The sequence below is a fragment of the Rhodoflexus sp. genome (assembly GCF_053489755.1).
Genome location: NZ_JBRCHD010000019.1, coordinates 15,923 through 35,431, shown reverse-complemented (window position 1 = coordinate 35,431; position 19,509 = coordinate 15,923). Strand labels below are relative to the sequence as shown.

The 19,509-nt window shown below is 48.3% G+C and carries 16 protein-coding genes and 1 pseudogene; all 17 read left to right on the top strand.

The annotated features are described in order from the left end of the window. The first annotated feature begins 2 nt into the window (after nucleotides 1-2). The 17 genes and pseudogenes from ACWIP2_RS04995 (at nucleotide 3) to ACWIP2_RS04915 (ending at nucleotide 19,497) form a co-directional block, all read left to right on the top strand. Nucleotides 3-532, top strand: a pseudogene (locus tag ACWIP2_RS04995) (lipocalin family protein). Nucleotides 533-616: 84 nt separating this feature from the next. After that, nucleotides 617-991 (top strand): J domain-containing protein, encoded by a 375-nt coding sequence (locus ACWIP2_RS04990; RefSeq protein ID WP_448518806.1) that lies wholly within the window; start codon nucleotides 617-619, stop codon nucleotides 989-991. Then, entirely contained in the window at nucleotides 988-1,800 is an 813-nt protein-coding gene (locus tag ACWIP2_RS04985) for a PspA/IM30 family protein (protein ID WP_448518805.1), read from the top strand. Before ACWIP2_RS04990 ends, ACWIP2_RS04985 begins: the two co-directional genes overlap by 4 nt. Then, the gene (locus ACWIP2_RS04980) at nucleotides 1,797-3,026 is read left to right on the top strand and encodes an HD domain-containing protein (RefSeq protein WP_448518804.1); all 1,230 of its coding nucleotides are present in this window, start codon (nucleotides 1,797-1,799) and stop codon (nucleotides 3,024-3,026) included. The genes ACWIP2_RS04985 and ACWIP2_RS04980 overlap by 4 nt, the downstream gene beginning before the upstream one ends. A gap of 55 nt (nucleotides 3,027-3,081) precedes the next feature. Beyond that, a complete protein-coding gene (gene lpxD, locus ACWIP2_RS04975; RefSeq protein ID WP_448518803.1) occupies nucleotides 3,082-4,128 on the top strand; it encodes a UDP-3-O-(3-hydroxymyristoyl)glucosamine N-acyltransferase in 1,047 nt (348 codons plus the stop codon). Between the two features lie 5 nt (nucleotides 4,129-4,133). Next, on the top strand, nucleotides 4,134-5,537 hold the full coding sequence (locus tag ACWIP2_RS04970) for a bifunctional UDP-3-O-[3-hydroxymyristoyl] N-acetylglucosamine deacetylase/3-hydroxyacyl-ACP dehydratase (protein WP_448518802.1): 1,404 nt from the start codon (nucleotides 4,134-4,136) through the stop codon (nucleotides 5,535-5,537). Nucleotides 5,538-5,569: 32 nt separating this feature from the next. Continuing rightward, entirely contained in the window at nucleotides 5,570-6,373 is an 804-nt protein-coding gene (lpxA, locus tag ACWIP2_RS04965) for an acyl-ACP--UDP-N-acetylglucosamine O-acyltransferase (RefSeq protein WP_448518801.1), read from the top strand. Between the two features lie 3 nt (nucleotides 6,374-6,376). Beyond that, complete coding sequence (locus ACWIP2_RS04960; RefSeq protein ID WP_448518800.1) at nucleotides 6,377-6,973, top strand: ABC transporter ATP-binding protein; 597 nt, start codon at nucleotides 6,377-6,379, stop codon at nucleotides 6,971-6,973. 36 nt (nucleotides 6,974-7,009) lie between these two features. Further along, entirely contained in the window at nucleotides 7,010-7,471 is a 462-nt protein-coding gene (locus tag ACWIP2_RS04955) for a lipocalin family protein (protein ID WP_448518799.1), read from the top strand. Between the two features lie 168 nt (nucleotides 7,472-7,639). Continuing rightward, nucleotides 7,640-10,078, top strand: coding sequence for a TonB-dependent receptor plug domain-containing protein (locus ACWIP2_RS04950; protein WP_448518798.1), 2,439 nt, complete (start codon nucleotides 7,640-7,642; stop codon nucleotides 10,076-10,078). A gap of 108 nt (nucleotides 10,079-10,186) precedes the next feature. Continuing rightward, on the top strand, nucleotides 10,187-11,320 hold the full coding sequence (locus ACWIP2_RS04945) for an MFS transporter (RefSeq protein ID WP_448518797.1): 1,134 nt from the start codon (nucleotides 10,187-10,189) through the stop codon (nucleotides 11,318-11,320). 205 nt (nucleotides 11,321-11,525) lie between these two features. Next, nucleotides 11,526-13,457 carry a RecQ family ATP-dependent DNA helicase gene (locus tag ACWIP2_RS04940; protein ID WP_448518796.1) on the top strand — a complete coding sequence of 644 codons (1,932 nt, stop codon included), beginning with the start codon at nucleotides 11,526-11,528 and terminating at the stop codon, nucleotides 13,455-13,457. An 81-nt stretch (nucleotides 13,458-13,538) separates the two neighbouring features. After that, complete coding sequence (fabF, locus tag ACWIP2_RS04935; RefSeq protein ID WP_448518795.1) at nucleotides 13,539-14,783, top strand: beta-ketoacyl-ACP synthase II; 1,245 nt, start codon at nucleotides 13,539-13,541, stop codon at nucleotides 14,781-14,783. Between the two features lie 71 nt (nucleotides 14,784-14,854). Beyond that, nucleotides 14,855-15,244 carry a BlaI/MecI/CopY family transcriptional regulator gene (locus ACWIP2_RS04930; RefSeq protein WP_448518794.1) on the top strand — a complete coding sequence of 130 codons (390 nt, stop codon included), beginning with the start codon at nucleotides 14,855-14,857 and terminating at the stop codon, nucleotides 15,242-15,244. A 6-nt stretch (nucleotides 15,245-15,250) separates the two neighbouring features. After that, a complete protein-coding gene (locus tag ACWIP2_RS04925; RefSeq protein ID WP_448518793.1) occupies nucleotides 15,251-17,224 on the top strand; it encodes a TonB family protein in 1,974 nt (657 codons plus the stop codon). 155 nt (nucleotides 17,225-17,379) lie between these two features. Beyond that, entirely contained in the window at nucleotides 17,380-18,369 is a 990-nt protein-coding gene (locus ACWIP2_RS04920) for a 2-hydroxyacid dehydrogenase (RefSeq protein WP_448518792.1), read from the top strand. Nucleotides 18,370-18,381: 12 nt separating this feature from the next. After that, nucleotides 18,382-19,497: a site-2 protease family protein gene (locus ACWIP2_RS04915; RefSeq protein WP_448518791.1), complete on the top strand. Its 1,116-nt coding sequence runs from the start codon at nucleotides 18,382-18,384 to the stop codon at nucleotides 19,495-19,497. The last annotated feature ends 12 nt before the right edge of the window (nucleotides 19,498-19,509 follow it).

Here is a 19,509-nt window from a genome sequence, read left to right as displayed (position 1 = left end):
CTATGAAAGCATATGGTCATCTATTGTTTTCCATTGTAGGGCTTATGCTTTGCTTATGCGCTTGCACATCCATACCCGACAACGTATCGGCTGTGAGACCTTTTGATAAAAACCGGTATTTAGGCACCTGGTACGAAATTGCACGTTTTGATTTCAGATTTGAAAAAAATCTCAATAATACAACAGCTAACTACACGCTTAATCCCGACGAAAGCATCCGGGTAATTAACACAGGTTTTGATGTGGTTAAGAATGAGTGGAAACAAGTAACAGGTAAAGCAAAGTTTGTAGGTGAGGATACGGTCGGAATGCTTAAAGTTTCATTCTTTGGCCCCTTCTACGGGGGATATAACGTAATAGCATTAGACCCTGATTACAAGTATTCGCTGGTTTGTGGCGACAGTCGGGATTATTGTGGATATTGTCCAGAGAAAAGTCCATCCCGGAAGCTGTCAAAACGCAGTATGTGGCTTTTGCTAAAAGTTTAGGTTTTGATACAGAAAAACTATTGTGGATCAAGCATGACCAATAGCCGCCTGTACGTGATGAGGGATCAGTAAAAAAACAGTGATGAAACATAATTTGCCGAAAGGAACACTTAAAAAAATTTCAACTCATGTTTGACCGCATTTTTAAAATCATACGCGCCAATATCGGCGATGCCATGTCGCAGGAGCAAAACATAGATCCGCTGGAGCGCGAGTTGTACAGACAGTACCAAGAACAGATGCGGAAGACCGCTGCCGAGCCTGTTTACGAGCAAGCCGCCCCGCCACCTATCTATTCGGCTGAAGAAATATCCTACTATCAGGCACTGGAACTGAAGCCGGGTGCTACTTTTGAGCAAATCAAGGCATCATACAAAACAATGATAAAAAAATATCACCCCGATCGCTTTCCTAATGCACCTGACAAACAAAAAACAGCCATAGAAATTACACAACGCATTAACGCTGCATACAGCTATTTTGAGAAAAAATTTGGCAAATGAATGAGCTCCTAGCCCGCATTATCCGCGTGATGAAATCCATCATAGGAAAAAAAGTTGAACAGGCAGAAGACCCTATCCTGCTTGTCGAGCAAAACATACGCGACTTGAAAAATGACCTAAGTGAAAGCCTCAAAAGTTTGGCAGAAGTCAAAGCCGCTTACATACGCACCAAGCACGAAAACGACGCGCAAAAACGTGTAGCCGACGAATACGAGCGCAAAGCGATACTATTGCTGGAAAAAGCCCGCAACGGTCAGTTGGCAGAAGAAGAAGCAGACCGACTGGCATCGCAGGCACTGATTAAGAAAGACGAAATTATGCGCCGCCTTCAGTCTGGAGAAAAAGGCTTGCAAACCTACGAGCAGATGGTCAGGCAATTGGAAAAGCAAACCATGCAGCTCAAAATGCAGATAGACCAGTGGGAGGGCGAGATAAAAACACTCAAAGCCCGCGCACAGATCAGTCAGGCAACGCGGTCGCTGCAAGAGCGCCTTTCCCGCACCGATGCGCAGGGGACTCTCGCCCTTTTGGATAATCTCAAAGAAAAGGTAACCGAACAGGAGGCAATCGCAGAGGCATATAACCAACTTTCGGAAGGGCGCACCTCATTAGATGCCGAAATTGACCGCATTTTGGGGACAGACAGCAAAGGCAGCGTCAGCAACGACCTGCAAAGGCTCAAATCGCAGGTGAACACCGCGCCCGAACGCCCGCTCAATCCGCAGGCAGGCACCGATGTAAACACCCCTTTCGCCGATGAACTGGCAAAACTCAAAGCCCGACTGAAAGACGACAAAGACGGTCAATGACAGCACAACTACGCCGCAAAACCATCATTAATGACCCTGTGCACGGGTTTATCACCATACCCAACAGGCTGGTGTTTGACCTGATTAATCATCCGTGGTTTCAAAGGCTGCGCCGCATCAAGCAGTTAGGGCTAACCGAGCAGGTATATCCCGGTGCTATTCATACGCGCTTTCACCATGCGCTGGGAGCAATGTATCTCATGACACTTGCATTGGACAACCTGCGCGCCAAAGGACACTACATCTGGGAAGCAGAATATGAGGCGGCGCTTGTGGCTATCTTACTGCACGACATCGGGCACGGGCCTTTTTCACACGCGCTAGAAACTGCACTCTTAGACAAGGTACACCACGAAGACATTTCCCTGCTCATGATTGAGCGGTTGAACGAAGAAATGAATGGCGCGCTTTCACTGGCCATTCAGATTTTCAAGGGAACCTATCACCGTAAATTCTTCCACCAGTTGGTGTCCAGTCAGTTAGATATGGACAGGCTGGACTATTTGCAGCGCGACAGTTTCTTTACAGGCGTACAAGAAGGTGCAATCAATCCCGAACGCATTATCAAGATGCTAGACGTAATAGACGATAGGCTCGTAGTTGCCGAGAAAGGAATTTACAGCATCGAAAATTTTTTAGTGGCACGGAGGCTGATGTATTGGCAGGTATATTTGCACAAAACCACCGTCAGCACCGAGCAAATGCTCATACAAGCCATTCGCCGCGCCCGCCAACTGTTTGCGCAGGGTAAGTCTGTATTTGCAAGCCCTGTTTTGCGGCTGTTCTTCGAAACAACTGTCAGTTGGGAAGTCTTCAAAAGCGATGAAAAATACGTACAAGCATTCGCGATGCTGGACGACCACGACATTTGGGCTTGCATCAAAATGTGGCAATATGAGCCGGATACTGTGCTTTCGCGCTTGAGCGGCATGCTACTCAACCGCAAATTGTACAAAGTCCGCATAGGGGATAAAAAAATACCGGAAACCGAGATAAAAGCCGAGCGCAAAAAGTGGGCGCAGGCATTAGCAATCAGCCTTAGCGACGCAGAATATTTTGTTACCTATGGCAAACTAACCAATGCAGCTTATCAGCCCAAAGACAAAGGCATTCTGATTGCTACGCGGCGCGGCGAACTTAAAGACGTAGCCGAAGCCTCTGATTTGCCCAACATCAAAGCGCTCTCGAAAATTGTTAAGAAGTACTTTTTATGCCATCCTAAATAAAAGTTTATCTTTGTAAAAATTTTTGGAAGCACACATCCTAAGTGTCTGAATATAAATGGAATTCACGGTACAGCAAGTCGCCGGATTATTGAACGGAGAAATTGAAGGAGATAGTCTGCGCATTATCAAAGGATTAGCCAAAATACAGGAGGCCACCGCAACCGACATCGCATTCTTGGCTAACATGCTCTACGAACCTTATGCCTATACCACCGAAGCTGCAGCCATCATTGTCAATAAAGATTTTGTTCCTAAGAAGGAAATAAGCGCGACACTTATTCGCGTGGAAGATGCTTACGTGGCTTTTAGCCGCCTGCTAAGCGAGTATCAGAAACTGATGCAGGCAGCAGGAGTAAAAATTGGCATTGAGCAGCCCAGCTATATTGCGCCTTCTGCACAGACAGGCAGCGATATCTACGTTGGTGCATTTGCTTACATTGGTCAGGGGGTCAAGATTGGCAGAAATGTCAAGATATACCCGCAGGTACACATTGGCGATAACACCGTCATTGGCGACAATACGACCATCTATGCAGGTGTAAAAATTTATCACAACTGCGTTATTGGCAACAACTGTACCATCCATTCGGGCGCAGTAATCGGCAGCGACGGCTTTGGTTTTGCACCACAGGCAGATGGCACTTATGTAGCTGTCCCACAAGTAGGAAGCGTAGTCATTGAAGACAATGTAGATATTGGTGCTAATACGGTTATAGACCGCGCTACTATGGGCGAAACCATTATCCATAGCGGCGTCAAACTCGACAACCTAATTCAGGTAGCTCACAATGTTAGGATAGGTAAAAATACCGTCATAGCTTCATTAACAGGCATTTCAGGCTCTACCGAAATCGGGGAAAACTGTATGATTGCCGGACAAGTAGGTTTTGCAGGGCACATCAAAGTTGCCAACCGTACCAATATCGGCGCTCAGGCAGGCGTGATGAAGAGTATCAAAGAAGAAAATCAGGTATTGGTAGGCTCACCGGTAATAGATGTTAAAGACTACATGAAGTCTTTTGCCGTGTTTAAAAAATTACCCGAAATAGTTAAAAGACTGGATACCTTAGAAAAAATAATTACCAACAAGTCTCAGGGATAAATCAAATGGAAACTAGACAACATACCATTAAGAAGCCCGTAACCGTTTCGGGCGTTGGTCTGCATACAGGCGTGGTATCTAACATGACCTTTGTGCCTGCCAGACCTGGGCATGGTATCAAGTTTCAGCGCACCGACCTGCCCGGAATGCCAACCATAGACGCAGACGCAGACCTTGTGGTAGATGTATCGCGGGGGACAACCATCGAGCAAAGTGGCGCCCGCATCAATACCGTCGAGCATACGCTGGCAGCACTCGTTGGCTTGCAGATAGACAATGTGCTCATCCAGATTGACGGTCCGGAGCCTCCGATCATGGACGGCAGTTCTATTCAATTTATTGAACAACTCCGCGAGGCAGGTCTGGAAGAGCAAAACGTCATGCGCGACTTCTTCGACGTACCCAGTGGTATTTTTTATTCAGAACCGGACAGAAATGTAGAACTGGGCGCACTCCCGCTCCACGACTACCGCCTGACAGTTATGGTAGACTACAACTCACCTGTACTGGGCAGCCAACACGCCTACCTCAACGACATCAGCCAATTTGCAGACGAAATCGCCTCTTGCCGCACCTTTTGCTTCCTGCACGAACTGGAGATGCTTTATAAGAATAACCTCATCAAAGGCGGCGACCTGAATAATGCCATTGTAATTGTGGACAGGGTTGTAAAAGATGAAGAATTAGAGCATTTGGCTAAGCTTTTCAACAAGGAAAAGGTAGAAATCAAGCAGGAAGGAATTCTGAATAACATCGAACTGCGCTACAAAAACGAACCTGCCCGCCACAAATTGCTGGATCTGGTAGGCGACCTCGCACTGGTAGGCAAACCACTACGCGCACAAATTCTAGCAGCACGACCCGGACATGCGGCCAACGTGGCCTTTGCCCGTAAGATTAAGCGTGCGATGAAAAAAGTACAGGCAGATCAAGCCCCTACATATGACCCCGCGACTACACCTATCCTGAATATCAATCAGATTATCCAAAAATTGCCACATCGCTACCCCATGTTGCTGATTGATAAGATCATCTACTTAGACGACAAGTCGGTTATTGGTGTAAAAAATATCACCATAAACGAATCCTTCTTTCAAGGACACTTCCCGGGTAATCCTGTGATGCCGGGAGTACTGCAAATTGAGGCGATGGCACAAACAGGCGGGATTTTTGCACTGAGCACCGTAGAGAATCCCAATGATTATTGGACATACTTTCTGGGCATTGATGAATGCCGTTTCAAAAAAATGGTACTGCCCGGCGATACGCTGGTTATTCGCTGCGAACTAACTGCACCTATCAGGCGGGGTATTTTCAAAATGAAAGGACAGGCCTTTGTTGCAGGAAATCTTGTTTGCGAGGCGGTACTGACAGCCAGCCTGTTTAAAAAAGACCCGCGCGAGGTATAAAACATACTACTTTTTACATTCTCTTGTATTTTATGAATCCACCTCTGGCATATATTCATCCGGATGCTAAAATAGCTGCCAATGTTACTATAGATCCCTTCGCTATCGTTCACGAAAATACAGAAATTGGCGAGGGCACTTGGATCGGTTCTCACGCGGTCATCTTTCCCGGGGCGAGAATTGGTAAAAACTGTCGGATTTTTCCGGGAGCAGTTATATCAGGCATTCCGCAAGACCTCAAATTTGAAGGCGAGGAAACTACAACCATTATCGGCGACAACACAACCATCCGCGAATACGTAACCATCAGTCGCGGAACAAAAGATAAGTTTACCACCAGAGTAGGTAGCAACTGCTTGCTGATGGCATACGTACACGTTGCACACGACTGCATCGTAGGCGACTACTGTATCATTGCCAACTCTGTTCAACTGGCAGGTCATGTTGAAATCGGCAGTCACGCCGTTATCGGCGGCACAAGCGCTGTACATCAGTTTGTCAAAATAGGTAAACACGCCATGATATCCGGCGGCTCGTTGGTGCGCAAAGACGTTCCCCCTTACACTAAGGCGGGGCGCGAGCCGTTGAGTTATATCGGCATCAATTCCATTGGTTTGCGCCGGCGTGGATTCACATCCGAACAAATCAGCGAAATTCAGCATATATACCGCCTGTTGTACATGAGCGGGCTGAACAATTCGCGTGCTGTTGCCGCTATCGAAGAGCAGATAGCCCCCTCTACCCAACGCGATGAAGTGCTTAGTTTTGTCAAAAACGCTACGCGCGGACTGATGAAAGGGGGTTCCAGAAACGGCACAGTAGATTTAGAAGACTAACACATGCAGATAGCAGTAGAAAACTTAGGCAAGCGCTTTGGCTTTGAATGGATTTTTCGCCGCCTAACAACCACCTTCCAATCAGGGCAAACGCACGCAATTGTCGGGTCTAACGGAAGCGGAAAATCCACTTTTATGAAAATTCTGGCAGGCATCATTCCTGCCTCCGAAGGAAGCATCCGCTACGAAGCAACCTCACCGGAAGACTTGTTTAAAAACATCGCATTTGCAGCACCGTATATGGAGCTGATCGAAGAGTTATCGGTTAGGGAAACCATTCGTTTCCACCATCGGTTGAAACCCTTGCGCACGCAGGCAGAAGAGTTATTAGCCATTATTGATCTTGAAAAAGCCCGCAACCGCGAGGTGCGCTTTCTTTCATCGGGCATGAAGCAAAAACTCAAACTGGCACTGGCACTGTTCAGCAAAACACCTGTGCTGCTCCTCGATGAGCCAACAACAAATTTCGATGCGGCCAACACCAGATGGTTTCAGGATCAAATTCGCGCGCAGCAGCACCGCACGATTATAATTGCATCTAATCTGCCATCGGAAATCGAGCTTTGCACGAGTTCTCTTGCAATTGTAGATTTCAAGTAAGATTTATATATTTGTATAAACGACCTTTGTCCAACTATGATGAAAAAACATGCTTCTTTTCTGATGCTCCTGCTTGTAATGGCCGGTATGACGCTTACGCTGACCAACTGCAAAAGCGGCGGGGCAGCAGCAAAAACACCTTTTGAACTAATCTCGGGTTCATGGCGCGTATCGAGGGTGCTACTGAATGGCAACCCTGATAACAGCGGTAACTATTCTGCATTTCGCATTACTTTTCAGGGCGCTTCAGGCAACCCAACGACTTACAGTGTAACCCCCGGTAATGCACCTGCCCGTCCTAACCTGAACCCTTCTAATACAGGAACATGGGCATTGCAAAACAATAACACACAGATTGTTTTGGACAGAGGTACACCCAACGAGATTGTACTTACCATACTAGAGTCTACAGAGAACAGTTTGCGCATCCGATTCAGGTTGCCACGCAATATTGACAAAACTGAGCCGGAATATACATTTGAGTTAGTCAGAGTCTAAACCTGACAATTCCACTTACAAAAAACTGCCGCCACCAAGAAAATCAACAACAGACTTGCTTGCGATCTTATTTGGTGACGGTTTTTTTATTTAATAACACCTCGCTCGGCTACAAATTGAGCAAAATCATGCTACATTTGTGTAAACAATCTCATATTCATCAAACACATGCGTAATCTCGCACTGTTCATACTTGTTTGTGCCGCATTTTTGATTGCGTGGCGCAATGATTCGCCTTTGGAAACGCTAGTAAAAGCGCTGAGAAGCTACACCGACACCCGTGTAGAGGAAAAAGTCTGGTTGCATACCGACAAGCCCTATTACGCACCGGGCGAGGCTGTCTGGCTTTCTGCCTATGTAAACGAAGCCAACACATGGGCCTCTTCACCTCTGAGCCGCATTTTGTATGTAGAATTAATCAGCCCCGAAGCGCAAGTTTTGCAGCGGCTGACGCTCAAAGTGGACAACGGACGCAGCAAGGGCGACTTGTTGCTGCCTGATACCATTCAAACGGGAAACTATCGCATACGCGCCTACACCAACTGGCAGCGCAACTTCGGCGATTATTCATTCTACGACCGCCAACTGACAATCATCAGCGGCAGCTCGGCCGAAACACCCGTCAGCCAAAAACCGGCGCTTAAAGTCGGCTTTTTTCCCGAAGGCGGTCAGCTGGTAAGTGGCTTTCGCAATCGGGTTGCCTTCAAAATTACAGATGCCTATGGCGAGCCTATCAATCTGAACGGAATTATTCTTAACCAGGACAACAAACTGGCTGCGCGCATGAACACCATCCACGATGGTCTGGGAAGTTTCCGCATAGTACCACAGTCAGGCGACAGCTACACGGCACGCGTCTATTTTCCTGACAGTACCTATCAGGAATTTCCACTACCCGAAATGCAGGACAATGGCATTATGATGAATGTATTGCACAATCCGACGGATACAGCTTATCGCGTACAGGTATATGCAAGCGATGCTTACGTTGCTACCAAAACGGGCATTCTGCTTGCCGTACAAGGGCGAGGCGAAATAGTTTTTGCTGTGCAAGGCAAGATTGACAATGTGCTGACCAATATACGCATCCCCAAGCGGAATCTCCCCGAGGGCATCCTCCAGATCACGCTTTTCACTGAAAATCTGGAACCGATTGCCGAACGCTTAGTATTTAACCGCACCTCGCAGCGCGATTTGCAAATTAAAATTACCCCTTCTGCAAGCAGCATTGGCAAGCGCCGCCCTTTGTCTTTAGACATCGAGACAAGTATCAACGGTGCGCCTGTAGCAGCCTCACTCTCACTTGCAGTGCTAGATGCCGACCGACTGCCCGAAAATCAAGCCTTTCCCGAAGATCTGATGAGTTATATGATGCTGACCTCCGAACTTCCGGGTATGATACGCAATCCTGCGTTCTACCTCCAAAATACTGATCAGTCGTATGAAGCATTAGACTTGCTGATGATGACGCACGGCTGGCGCAGGTTCGTATGGAAGGAAATACTACAAGCCAAGCCTATCAATTACGAATACAAGATCGAGCAGACTTTTACTATTAGCGGACAGGTGCGCGACCGCAAAGGCGCAGGTGCCCCCGATGCAAAAATGACGGTCATGCTCCAAAAACCGGTCAACAGAACCATCCAACTTACAACCGATGAACAAGGTAAGTTCACACTAACAGATTTGGACTTTACCGATTCACTTCAACTTACTATTCAGGCAAGCACTGCCAAAGGAAACAAAGATGTTCAGCTAGCATTAGAACAGCGCAGCTATCCCGCAGTTGCAATGCCTGCTTATATTACGCAGGCTACCACGTCGCTACTTGCTTACATCGAAAACTGGCAGAAGCAAGTACAGGCAAACCGATCCTACGATGGTCTTGCCGATCGTTATTTACAAGAAATTACAATCAAGGACACCCGGATAAAGCCCGAAGAAGAGCTTACGCAAGGTCGCATGCTGGTAACACCAGATGCCATTCTGACTTACAAGGATATTGACTTCACACAAGCAGCCCCGTCTGGTAATGTGTTGCAGGCATTGCAAGGGCGCGTAGCAGGTGTTACGATAGGTGTAGATCAGTATGGCAACGCAACTGCACAAATTCGCGGAGTCGGCTCTATTACGGGTGGTGTAGCTCCGCTGTTGCTCATAGATGGTATGCCAATGAGCGATCTTTCTGCGGCCCGCACAATTCCACCAAGTGATGTAGCCGCTATAGAAGTACTTAAAGGCGCAGGAGCAGCAGCTTACGGCGCCAGCGGCGGCAACGGCGTGATCAATATCGTTACCAAGCGCGGCAATAATATCATAGATTCCGGCAATCAGGTACAGGGTATGTTTTATCTCAAAGAAGCAGCCTTCTACAAAGCCCGCGAGTTTTTTGTGCCCGACTACGCCAAAGAACCTAACTCGCCCAAACCCGACCTACGTACTACTTTGTTTTGGCAACCACTCATACAGACCGATAGTATCACAGGCAAAGCAAAAGTTACATTCTACACGGGAGATAACACAGCCCGTTACCGCTATGTGGTGCAAGGCACAAACGGTTTGGGTACATTCGGCATTAACAAAGGACATCTGACCGAAGTACAGTAGATCAGTTGAATTAACAAAATTTATTACAACTTTAGGGCATAACTTACGTAGATATGTTTGCACCGCCCCTAACGTCTTTTGTTTGTTAATCTGATTTCAGTAATCCTTATGGCATCCCTTACAAATGAAGCAACCCTTACTGCTGCCGTGCCTGTAGTTAAACCTACCGGCTCTCCGGTGATCCGCTGGTCTCAGTTAATTTCTCTTGCCTTGCTGAGTTCATCTATTGCCATTAGTTGGGTGGCTTACCATAACTTTCAGGCACCCCTGTTAGAGCAGTTCGGCTTTCAGTACCTTGGTAAGTTTGTACTGATTGCGCAAGCTATTATCCTGTTTATTGTGCCGCCACTGGCAGGCGCATTAGGGGATCGCTATCGGCAGAAGGGCGGTAGCAGTTTACCTGTAATTATGGCAGGTATTGGTATTGTCGCTATGATTTTCATGAGCGTAGCCACAACTATTGCCATTTCACCTGACGGCATCTTTCGCTGGCTTTTTCCGGTATTAGTAACGCTTTGGCTGATTGCTATGAACATCTTCCACGCACCGGCGCTGGCAGGTCTTGAAGAAATGGTATCCATCAAGAATATGCCCATAGCGGCAGGTTTACTCGTATTCGCCACAGATATTGCCTATTCGCTCGAGCCTGTACTTGTACCAATTGCACAATCGCTCGGCGCACCTGTAACCTTCGCCGCAGGCGGAATCCTCATTCTGATCAGCGGTATCATTTATCGCAACCAAGTAGGCGTACAAGCAAATAAAGCTATTCATCAGGAATCGCAGCAGGCAAAAAAATCAAACTTTGTTGCAGTGTTTTTTAACGGGCTGCTGCTTGGTATCTGTATCACTTTTATTCAGGAAATTTTGCCTACGCTGGCTATCGCCCAAAAATCGCTTATCGGTGGCAATCAACTGGCAGCAGCAGTACTGGCTATGGCAGCTACTTTCGCGCTTTTTGCAGGAAGAATTGTTGTGCGCCTCAACTGGCAGCAATATTTCATCCCGATTGTTGCGCTTGCACTGCTGCTGATGTTTACATTCTTTTTAGAAATGCCCTCATGGCTTTCTGCAATCATCTTAGGGTTATTTATCACCTTACTCGCCTTTGCAAGCGTAACGGCGCTTCCTTCCAGTTTTACCAGATTACGGGCCGAACACAAAGCACTGGGCATCGGTATGTTTCTGGCAGGTTCTGAACTCATGTCGAGCCTGATTCGCGCCGAGTTGTTGCAGTTTTAGCGCAGCACAGGCTTCAGAAAACCAAGGCGAAGCGGCTGTCTCAAAAGGCTGAATGTAGCACAGACTTCAGGCTGTAGATTTTTGATTATCAGTTATTTAGGAAATCACAGACTAAAGTCCGTGTTACTTTTTGAACAGCCACGATTTACCCACGATGCAATTCATCATGGTATTACATCCAATCGCAGTAATTTTGTTTGTGAACATGCGAGCAGATATTCATACCATACTGAAGCAGTACTGGGGCTATGACAGTTTCCGCCCTTTGCAGGAGGATATTATCCGCCATGTACTGACAGGCAACGATGCGCTGGCGCTGCTACCTACGGGCGGCGGGAAATCGGTATGCTTTCAGGTTCCTACACTGGCGATGGGCGGGCTTTGTATCGTCGTTTCGCCGCTGATTGCCCTGATGAAAGACCAGGTTGAGCAGCTCAACCAACGCGGCATTCATGCTGTAGCGGTTTACAGCGGCATGTCGCCCCGCGAAATAGATATTGCTTTAGATAATTGCATCTATGCGCAAACAAATCCTGTGCGTTTCCTGTACGTTTCGCCCGAGCGGCTGCAAACCGATCTGATGAAAGCACGTGCAAAGCAAATGAATATCTGCCTGCTGGCGATTGACGAGGCGCACTGTATCTCGCAATGGGGCTACGATTTCCGCCCGCCCTATTTAGAAATTGCTGCCTTTCGCGAGCTTATCGGTATGAATGTGCCCTGTCTGGCGCTAACAGCCACAGCTACGCCCCAAGTACAGCAAGACATTCAGGAAAAGCTGCACTTTGGCAAAGGCAGCCGTGTTTTTCAGAAAAGTTTCCTTCGCGACAATCTCTCCTATTCGGTTTTTGAAACCGAAGATATTTACAATCGCCTTTTAAGGATTTTGCAAGGTGTAGCAGGTACTTCGGTCGTGTATGCCAACACCCGCCGCGAGACTGAGCAAATTGCCCGATGGCTGCAAAAAAACGGCGTCTCAGCCGATTGCTACCACGCCGGATTGCCTAACAAAGAACGCGCCGCACGGCAGGAGGCATGGATTAAGGACAAAACCCGCGTGATTGTGGCTACGAATGCCTTCGGTATGGGCATTGACAAGCCCGATGTGCGCTCGGTGGTGCATTTAGCGCCGCCTGCTTCTCCCGAAGCCTACTATCAGGAAGCAGGGCGCGGCGGCAGAGACGGCAAACGCGCCTACGCTGTCTTGCTCTATCGCCCTGAAGAACTGGAAAATATGACCCAACGAATAGAAAAAAGCTATCCGCCGGAAGAGACACTCGCCACTATTTACCATCGGCTAATGAATTATCTGCAAATTCCGGCAGGTAGCTTGCCACCGCCACAAGACTTCGATTTTGAACACTTCTTGCAAACTTTTAAAGATGCTCAATTAGATATTCCCGCAGCTATTGCCTTTCAGTCTATTCGCCGCTTGGAGGAGCTTGGGTTGCTGCAACTCAACAACGACGAAGAAACACAGGACAAATTCATGTTTCATGCGGGCTATGAAGAGGTCTATCGCTTTCAGGTAGCGCACGCTGCCTTTGAGCCTGTGCTTAAGTATTTGATACGCAGTTTTGGAGGGCAGGCTTTCTCTGCATTTGTGCCTTTTTCGGTCGGCCGCGTGGCACAATCGCTGAAAAAAGAGAATGCCGACATCAGCAAGCAGCTATTCGCGCTTGAAAAGCAGGGTATCATTTACTATGTTCCTGCACAAACGCTGCCGCAGTTGCAACTGCTTATGCCACGCATGACGGCTGCCAACTTTCAAATCAACCGCAACTATTACAAACAGCGCAAACAGCAAGCGATGGACAAAGCAATGGCTGTCATTGGCTACCTGCAAACCAAGGGCTGCCGCCAGCAGGCACTCCTTGCCTACTTTGGTGAAATCCGCGACATACCTTGCGGCATTTGCGATAACTGCTTAGCTGCAAAAAAGCAGCGGAATACTAACGAAGCAGCATCATACAGAAAAGAAATCCTGCAAGCGTTAGCTGGGCAGCCTCTCTATCCGGAAGCATTACTGCACAGCCTTTTACCACAAGACGAAAATCTGTTTGCTATTGTGCTGCGCGAGCTTGTCGCGGCAGGCACAGTACGCTATCTGGAGGATGGTCAAATGATACTTAGCTGAATCTACGCCAAAAATCTGCCTGTGTCGGCTTACTTTTGGGGCTTGCAAAAATCAATTTTGACAATCCATCACCAAAAAACAATGAGACGAGTAGTAGTAACAGGTATGGGGGCGCTGACTCCCCTTGGCAATAATGTATCCGACTTTTGGAACGCGCTGATCAACGGCAAAAGCGGAGCAGCGCCTATCACTAAATTTGATACGAGCAAGTTCAAAACGCGCTTTGCCTGCGAGTTGAAAAACTTCAATCCACTGGATTTTATTGAAAAATCGGAAGCCAAGCGCTACGATATATTCACGCAATATGCGCTGATTGCTGCCGAAGAGGCGGTTAAAAATGCGGCGATTGATTTTGAACAACTGAACCGCAATCGCATCGGTGTAATTTGGGGTTCGGGCAACGGCGGCATCCAGACTTTTCAGGAGCAGGTTACCGAATTTGTCAAAGGCGACGGCACTCCGCGTTTCAGCCCCTTTTTCATCCCCAAGATGATTGTGGACATTGCTTCGGGCATTATTTCCATCAAATACGGCTTGCGTGGCGTGAACTTTACGACCGTTTCGGCCTGCGCAACTTCTACCAGCGCCATTATTGAGGCATTTAACTATATCAAATGGAACAAGGCGGATATGGTCATTACGGGCGGTTCGGAAGCGCCGATTACCGAAAGCGCCATCGGTGGATTCAATGCAGCCAAAGCGCTTTCTACCAACAATGACAACGCAGCTACTGCCTCGCGTCCTTTTGACGTTACGCGCGACGGCTTTGTGATGGGCGAAGGTGCGGGCGCACTCATACTGGAAGAACTGGAACACGCTAAACGCCGCAACGCACCCATCATCGCCGAAGTAGTAGGCTGCGGCGCGGCTGCCGATGCTTACCACCTCACAGGCTCGCACCCCGAAGGCGAAGGCGCATACTTAGGCATGATGGCAGCGCTGGAAGAAGCAGGAATTACCCCGCAGCAGGTGGACTACCTCAACGCCCACGCTACCTCAACGCCGCTGGGCGACATCAGCGAATTGAAAGCTGCCCTGCGCGTGTTCGGCGCAACGCAAAACCTGAGCATCAGCGCTACTAAGTCTATGACAGGGCACTTACTCGGCGCAGCAGGTGCGGTAGAAGCCATTGCATCCATCCTTAGCACCGTCCACGATCTGATTCCGCCAACGATCAACACTACCGAAATAGAACCTGAATACAAAGACCTGTTTCATTTCCCGATAGGTAAAGCTGTTGCTAAAGAAGTGAACTACGCTATGAGCAATACCTTCGGCTTCGGCGGGCACATCGCAACGGCACTGTTCGCCAAATATCGCGGCTAAGCATAAAAAACTTGTTGCATAGTTTTGAAACTAAATTTTTAGTTATATATTTGTAAAAATTAGTTCAAGCTATGCAACAACTCACCAAAGCCGAAGAACAGGTCATGCAGGCACTCTGGTCTGTCGGGCGGGGGATGGTCAAAGAGATCATAGAAAAGCTCCCCGAACCGAAGCCTGCCTACAATACGGTTTCTACTATCGTCCGCATTCTGGAACAAAAGGGCTTTGTTGACCACAAAGCCTATGGCAAAACGCATGAGTACTTTCCGCTCATCAGCCGCGATGAGTACAGCGCCAAATTTCTCAACCATTTTCTGGGGAACTATTTCGGCGGCTCTTTTGAGCGCATGGTGTCGTTTTTTGTAAAGAAAAACGATATGAACCTTGCCGAGTTTGAGGAGATGATGAAGCTCGTGCAGCAGGATTTGCAACAAGACGACAAGGAAAACCCTAATAGTTAATGCGCTATGCTGTACTACCTGCTCATTACCTCGCTCAGCCTCTTACTGTTTTGGTTTACCTACAAGGGACTCTTGCAAAGCGATACCCTCTTCTCCCGAAACAGGCTGTATTTGCTGGCCACCTCATTCATTGCGCTGGCGCTGCCCTTTGTAGATCTTAGCGGACTTATCAACCGCTTTTTTATACCACAAGAAACGCTGCCACAAACCCTCCCGCTGCCCTACTACACCACAACTATTAGCGTAGAAGCACAGCACAAAGCAGCAGCCTGGGAAGTTGACGAAATCTTGCTCTTTGTCTGGCTTGCAGGCGCAGGGCTGCTGATGCTCCAAAGCGCTTTTCAGGTTGGGCGACTGTATCAGTTTGTACAAGCCCAAAGCAGGCATCAAAACCTCGCAACACCCATTCCTGCGCTGTCTGCTGCTATACAGGACATTACCCTCATTCCGACACAGGGCAAACTGCCGACTTCCTCCTTTGGGAAATGGCTCTTCTGGGATAATACGCAGCCGCTTGCCGCCCACGAACTGGAAAGCATCTTGCTGCACGAATATGCGCACATCAGGCAGGGCCATACCTGGGATGTGCTGTACATGGAACTGTTCCGCGCTCTGCTCTGGTTTCATCCCGTTGCGTGGCTGTACGTCCGCGAACTACGCGCGCAGCACGAATACCTCGCCGATGCAGCGGCTACGCGCAATACCGCACCGCAGGCATACATCCGCCTGATGGCAATGGCGACCCTTCAAAGCAATCATCTTCAGCCCATTCATACTTTCTTTTCTGTTTCATCTGTCAAAAAACGTATCGTCATGTTAACTAAACCCAAAACATCGCTTTTACGCGGTCATTTGAAGACCGTAGCCGCCCTTAGCATTGTAGCTGCTGTAGGCATTACTGCCGCCTGTACCAATTCGTTAGACCGCCTCATGCGCGACCAGCAGGTAGCCGAAGCCAACAAGTACGAAAAAATTGCGCCTGCCTCAACCGACAGCGGCGCTGATGAAATTTTTACTGTCGTAGAGAAACCCGCTGAGTACGAAGGCGGAATAGCCGAGTTACTGAAAGTCATTAGTAAAAATCTGCGTTATCCCGCCGAAGCCCGTCGGGAAGGTGTGCAAGGCAAAGTATTTGTCCAGTTTGTCATTGACGAGCAAGGCAATCTCATCAGCCCTGAGGTAGTCAAAGGCGTTAGCCCCGAATTAGATGCTGAAGCCCTGCGCGTGATCCAACTAAGCGGCAAATGGACTCCCGGCGAGCAGCGCGGCAGAAAAGTAAAACAACGCATCGTATTGCCTATCAGTTTTGTGTTGGGCACGGGCAACCCTACAACTATTTCCGTAGGCGAAAATCAACCATCATTTGGTGCTGTAATGTCCCAAATGCCCCATCCCATTCCTGCTGATTTCAACGGTTTGATTCTCATTGACGGCAAGGAATCCTCTATGGAAGAATTAAAGGCGCTTCCGGTAGGTAGTGTCAAACGTATACAAGTTACAAAATCAACAGAACAATTAGCCGGATATGGCGCAAAAGGTAAAAACGATGTATTAGAGATTACTACAGGCAGCACACCGATTGTACGTAATCAGGTCGCCCAAATCAAAGTTGACCCTAACGACATCATGTATGAGGCATCCGGCAATGGACTCACTGTTCCGGGAAAAAGATTTGACAAACTTGCCGAACCACAGGGAGGTATGCAAAACTTCATGACCTACATTGGTAAAAACCTGAAATACCCCGCCGAAGCTCGCCGCGCAGGAGTAGAAGGAACAGTATATGTTGCGTTTGTCGTAGATGAACAAGGCAATCTGACAAACCCGAAAGTAAGAAAAGGTTTAAGCCCGGAGTTGGATGCTGAAGCGCTGCGCCTGATTCAAAACAGCGAGCGATGGAATCCTGCCGAGAGCGAAGGCAAAAAAGTGAAGCAAAGCATCATTTTACCTATCAGCTTTAAGTTAGGCGCGGCAGAATAGCGCATTCGAGGAGCAGACACAAAGAAAGAAATACGTTAAACAAGTACAAAATCCCGACAGACGCGCAGGTATCTGTCGGGATTTGCATTATCTTTCACACACAAACATTATCTTTCACACACAAAATTATCAATAAACTTCATCTACTGCTTTCTATGAAGGTTTTATGCTATTCTCTCAAGCCCTTCGAACGTCCGGGAATGATCCAAGCCAATCACCGCAAACATGAGCTGGTATTTAGCGAACAAAGCCTGTCGCTTGCCACAGTCGGACTTGCCGAAGGCTGCGAAGCGGTATCTGTTTTTACAAATGACGATGCTTCCGGCGAGGTACTCAAAGCCTTGAACCGATTGGGGGTAAGCTACGTAGCCACCCGCTCGGCAGGCTACAACCACATAGACCTGACTACTGCCCGTCGGCTGAACATGCGTGTAGCCAATGTACCCGCCTACTCGCCCAATGCTGTAGCCGAACAAGGCGTGGCGCTGCTCATGGCGCTCAACAGGCGCATCGTAGAAAGCCAGATGCTGATGAGTTTGCAGGATTTCCGATTAGATGCCCTCACAGGATTCAACATCCACAACAAAACCGTCGGCATCATCGGTACGGGACAGATCGGGATTGCTTTTGCCCGCATCATGCAGGGATTTGGTACGCACCTGCTCGGCTTCGATCCACAGCCCAACCCCGAAGCGGAGGGCATCGGCTTGCGCTATGTGCCGCTGGATGAGCTGCTGCGCCAAAGCGACATTATATCTATCCACTGCCCGCTCAACGAACATACAAAATACATGCTCGATGAGCCACAATTTGCCCTGATGAAAGAAGGTGTGTATCTTGTCAATACTGCTCGCGGCGGTATCGTGCGTACATCAGCATTAATTAAATATCTGAGTTCAGGTAAAGTCGGAGGGGCTTGCTTAGATGTATATGAGCGCGAACAAGGCTTATTCTTCGCCGATCACAGATTTAGCATTTTACAGGATGAAGAATTTACCCGCCTACGCAGTTTCAGAAATGTGCTGATGACAGGTCATCAAGGATTTCTAACGGTTGAAGCGCTGCAAAATATCGCTGAAACAACAATCAAGAACCTCGACCAATGGGAGAGAGACGGATGCTCCCCCAATGATTTACAAGACTAAAACCAATGAAATATGAAATATTCTCTTTCGCTCGGTAAGATTCTGGGCATTCACGTACAAATTCACTGGACGTTCCTCATCCTAATTGGTTGGATCGTATTCAGCAACTTGAGCGCGGGCAACTCGACAGAACAAACTCTTTGGGCTGTTCTTTTCGTGCTCACCATTTTTGCCTGTGTAACGCTGCACGAGTTTGGTCATGCACTGGCAGCTCGTCGCTATGGCATTGCCACGCAAGACATCACCCTGCTGCCGATCGGTGGTTTGGCGCGGCTGGTCTCAATGCCCGAAAAACCTTCGGAAGAACTCGTAGTGGCGCTGGCAGGGCCTGCTGTAAATATTGTCATTGCTATCCTGCTGTATCCGTTTCTGCACATCACGGAAAGTACCGTTGCAACAATGAGTTTGCGAGCCGTTGACAGCGATAGTTTCTTAGTTAGCCTGATGGCTGTCAATTTATGGCTGGCGGTGTTCAATATGATTCCTGCCTTCCCAATGGATGGGGGGCGCGTTTTGCGGGCTGTTTTGTCTTATCGCATGGAACGCGCAGTTGCTACGCGCATCGCCGCAGGCATAGGGCAGTTTCTTGCTATTGGTTTTGTTATTATGGGCTTCTTTGGCAATCCTTTCCTGATTTTTATCGGCTTTTTTATCTTCCTCGGCGCACAGGGCGAGGCAGAATTGGTACAGACTAAGTCTGCTTTGCAAGGCTACCGCGTTGGCGATGTACTCATGCGCGACTTCAACATCTTGCCAACTACCGCACCAATACATGCCGCAGTAGAGTTGCTCCTCAATGGTCAGTCGCGCAACTTCCTGATTGTAAACGGCGAGCAGCCCGTTGGTACGCTTAGCCGCGATGAAATTGTACGGGCGCTTTCGCAGCACGGTGCATCTGTTCCCGTAGGGCATGTAATGAATACGGACATACAGTTTCTGCAAGCAGAAATGCCGTTAGAGGCAGCTTGGCAGGCCATGCAACAAAACAGGATAGAGTTTGCGCCTGTGATGCAGGGTCAACAACTGGCGGGCGTGATAGATGTAGAAAATATTGCCGAATTTATGATGGTTCAAAGCGTGTTGAACGCATCGCAACTGCGCGGCAGCCTTGAAGCAAAGCCCGCATAGACATCCCTGTAT

What these genes read in the sequence shown, in the direction of transcription:
- ACWIP2_RS04960 (WP_448518800.1), top strand. Translation starts at nt 6,377, where the DNA reads ATGCAGATAGCAGTAGAAAACTTAGGCAAGCGCTTTGGCTTTGAATGG.
- ACWIP2_RS04925 (WP_448518793.1), top strand. Translation starts at nt 15,251, where the DNA reads ATGCTGTACTACCTGCTCATTACCTCGCTCAGCCTCTTACTGTTTTGG.
- ACWIP2_RS04990 (WP_448518806.1), top strand. Translation starts at nt 617, where the DNA reads ATGTTTGACCGCATTTTTAAAATCATACGCGCCAATATCGGCGATGCC.
- ACWIP2_RS04920 (WP_448518792.1), top strand. Translation starts at nt 17,380, where the DNA reads ATGAAGGTTTTATGCTATTCTCTCAAGCCCTTCGAACGTCCGGGAATG.
- ACWIP2_RS04950 (WP_448518798.1), top strand. Translation starts at nt 7,640, where the DNA reads ATGCGTAATCTCGCACTGTTCATACTTGTTTGTGCCGCATTTTTGATT.
- ACWIP2_RS04945 (WP_448518797.1), top strand. Translation starts at nt 10,187, where the DNA reads ATGGCATCCCTTACAAATGAAGCAACCCTTACTGCTGCCGTGCCTGTA.
- ACWIP2_RS04915 (WP_448518791.1), top strand. Translation starts at nt 18,382, where the DNA reads ATGAAATATTCTCTTTCGCTCGGTAAGATTCTGGGCATTCACGTACAA.
- ACWIP2_RS04930 (WP_448518794.1), top strand. Translation starts at nt 14,855, where the DNA reads ATGCAACAACTCACCAAAGCCGAAGAACAGGTCATGCAGGCACTCTGG.
- ACWIP2_RS04980 (WP_448518804.1), top strand. Translation starts at nt 1,797, where the DNA reads ATGACAGCACAACTACGCCGCAAAACCATCATTAATGACCCTGTGCAC.
- ACWIP2_RS04985 (WP_448518805.1), top strand. Translation starts at nt 988, where the DNA reads ATGAATGAGCTCCTAGCCCGCATTATCCGCGTGATGAAATCCATCATA.
- ACWIP2_RS04970 (WP_448518802.1), top strand. Translation starts at nt 4,134, where the DNA reads ATGGAAACTAGACAACATACCATTAAGAAGCCCGTAACCGTTTCGGGC.
- lpxD (WP_448518803.1), top strand. Translation starts at nt 3,082, where the DNA reads ATGGAATTCACGGTACAGCAAGTCGCCGGATTATTGAACGGAGAAATT.
- ACWIP2_RS04955 (WP_448518799.1), top strand. Translation starts at nt 7,010, where the DNA reads ATGATGAAAAAACATGCTTCTTTTCTGATGCTCCTGCTTGTAATGGCC.
- lpxA (WP_448518801.1), top strand. Translation starts at nt 5,570, where the DNA reads ATGAATCCACCTCTGGCATATATTCATCCGGATGCTAAAATAGCTGCC.
- fabF (WP_448518795.1), top strand. Translation starts at nt 13,539, where the DNA reads ATGAGACGAGTAGTAGTAACAGGTATGGGGGCGCTGACTCCCCTTGGC.
- ACWIP2_RS04940 (WP_448518796.1), top strand. Translation starts at nt 11,526, where the DNA reads ATGCGAGCAGATATTCATACCATACTGAAGCAGTACTGGGGCTATGAC.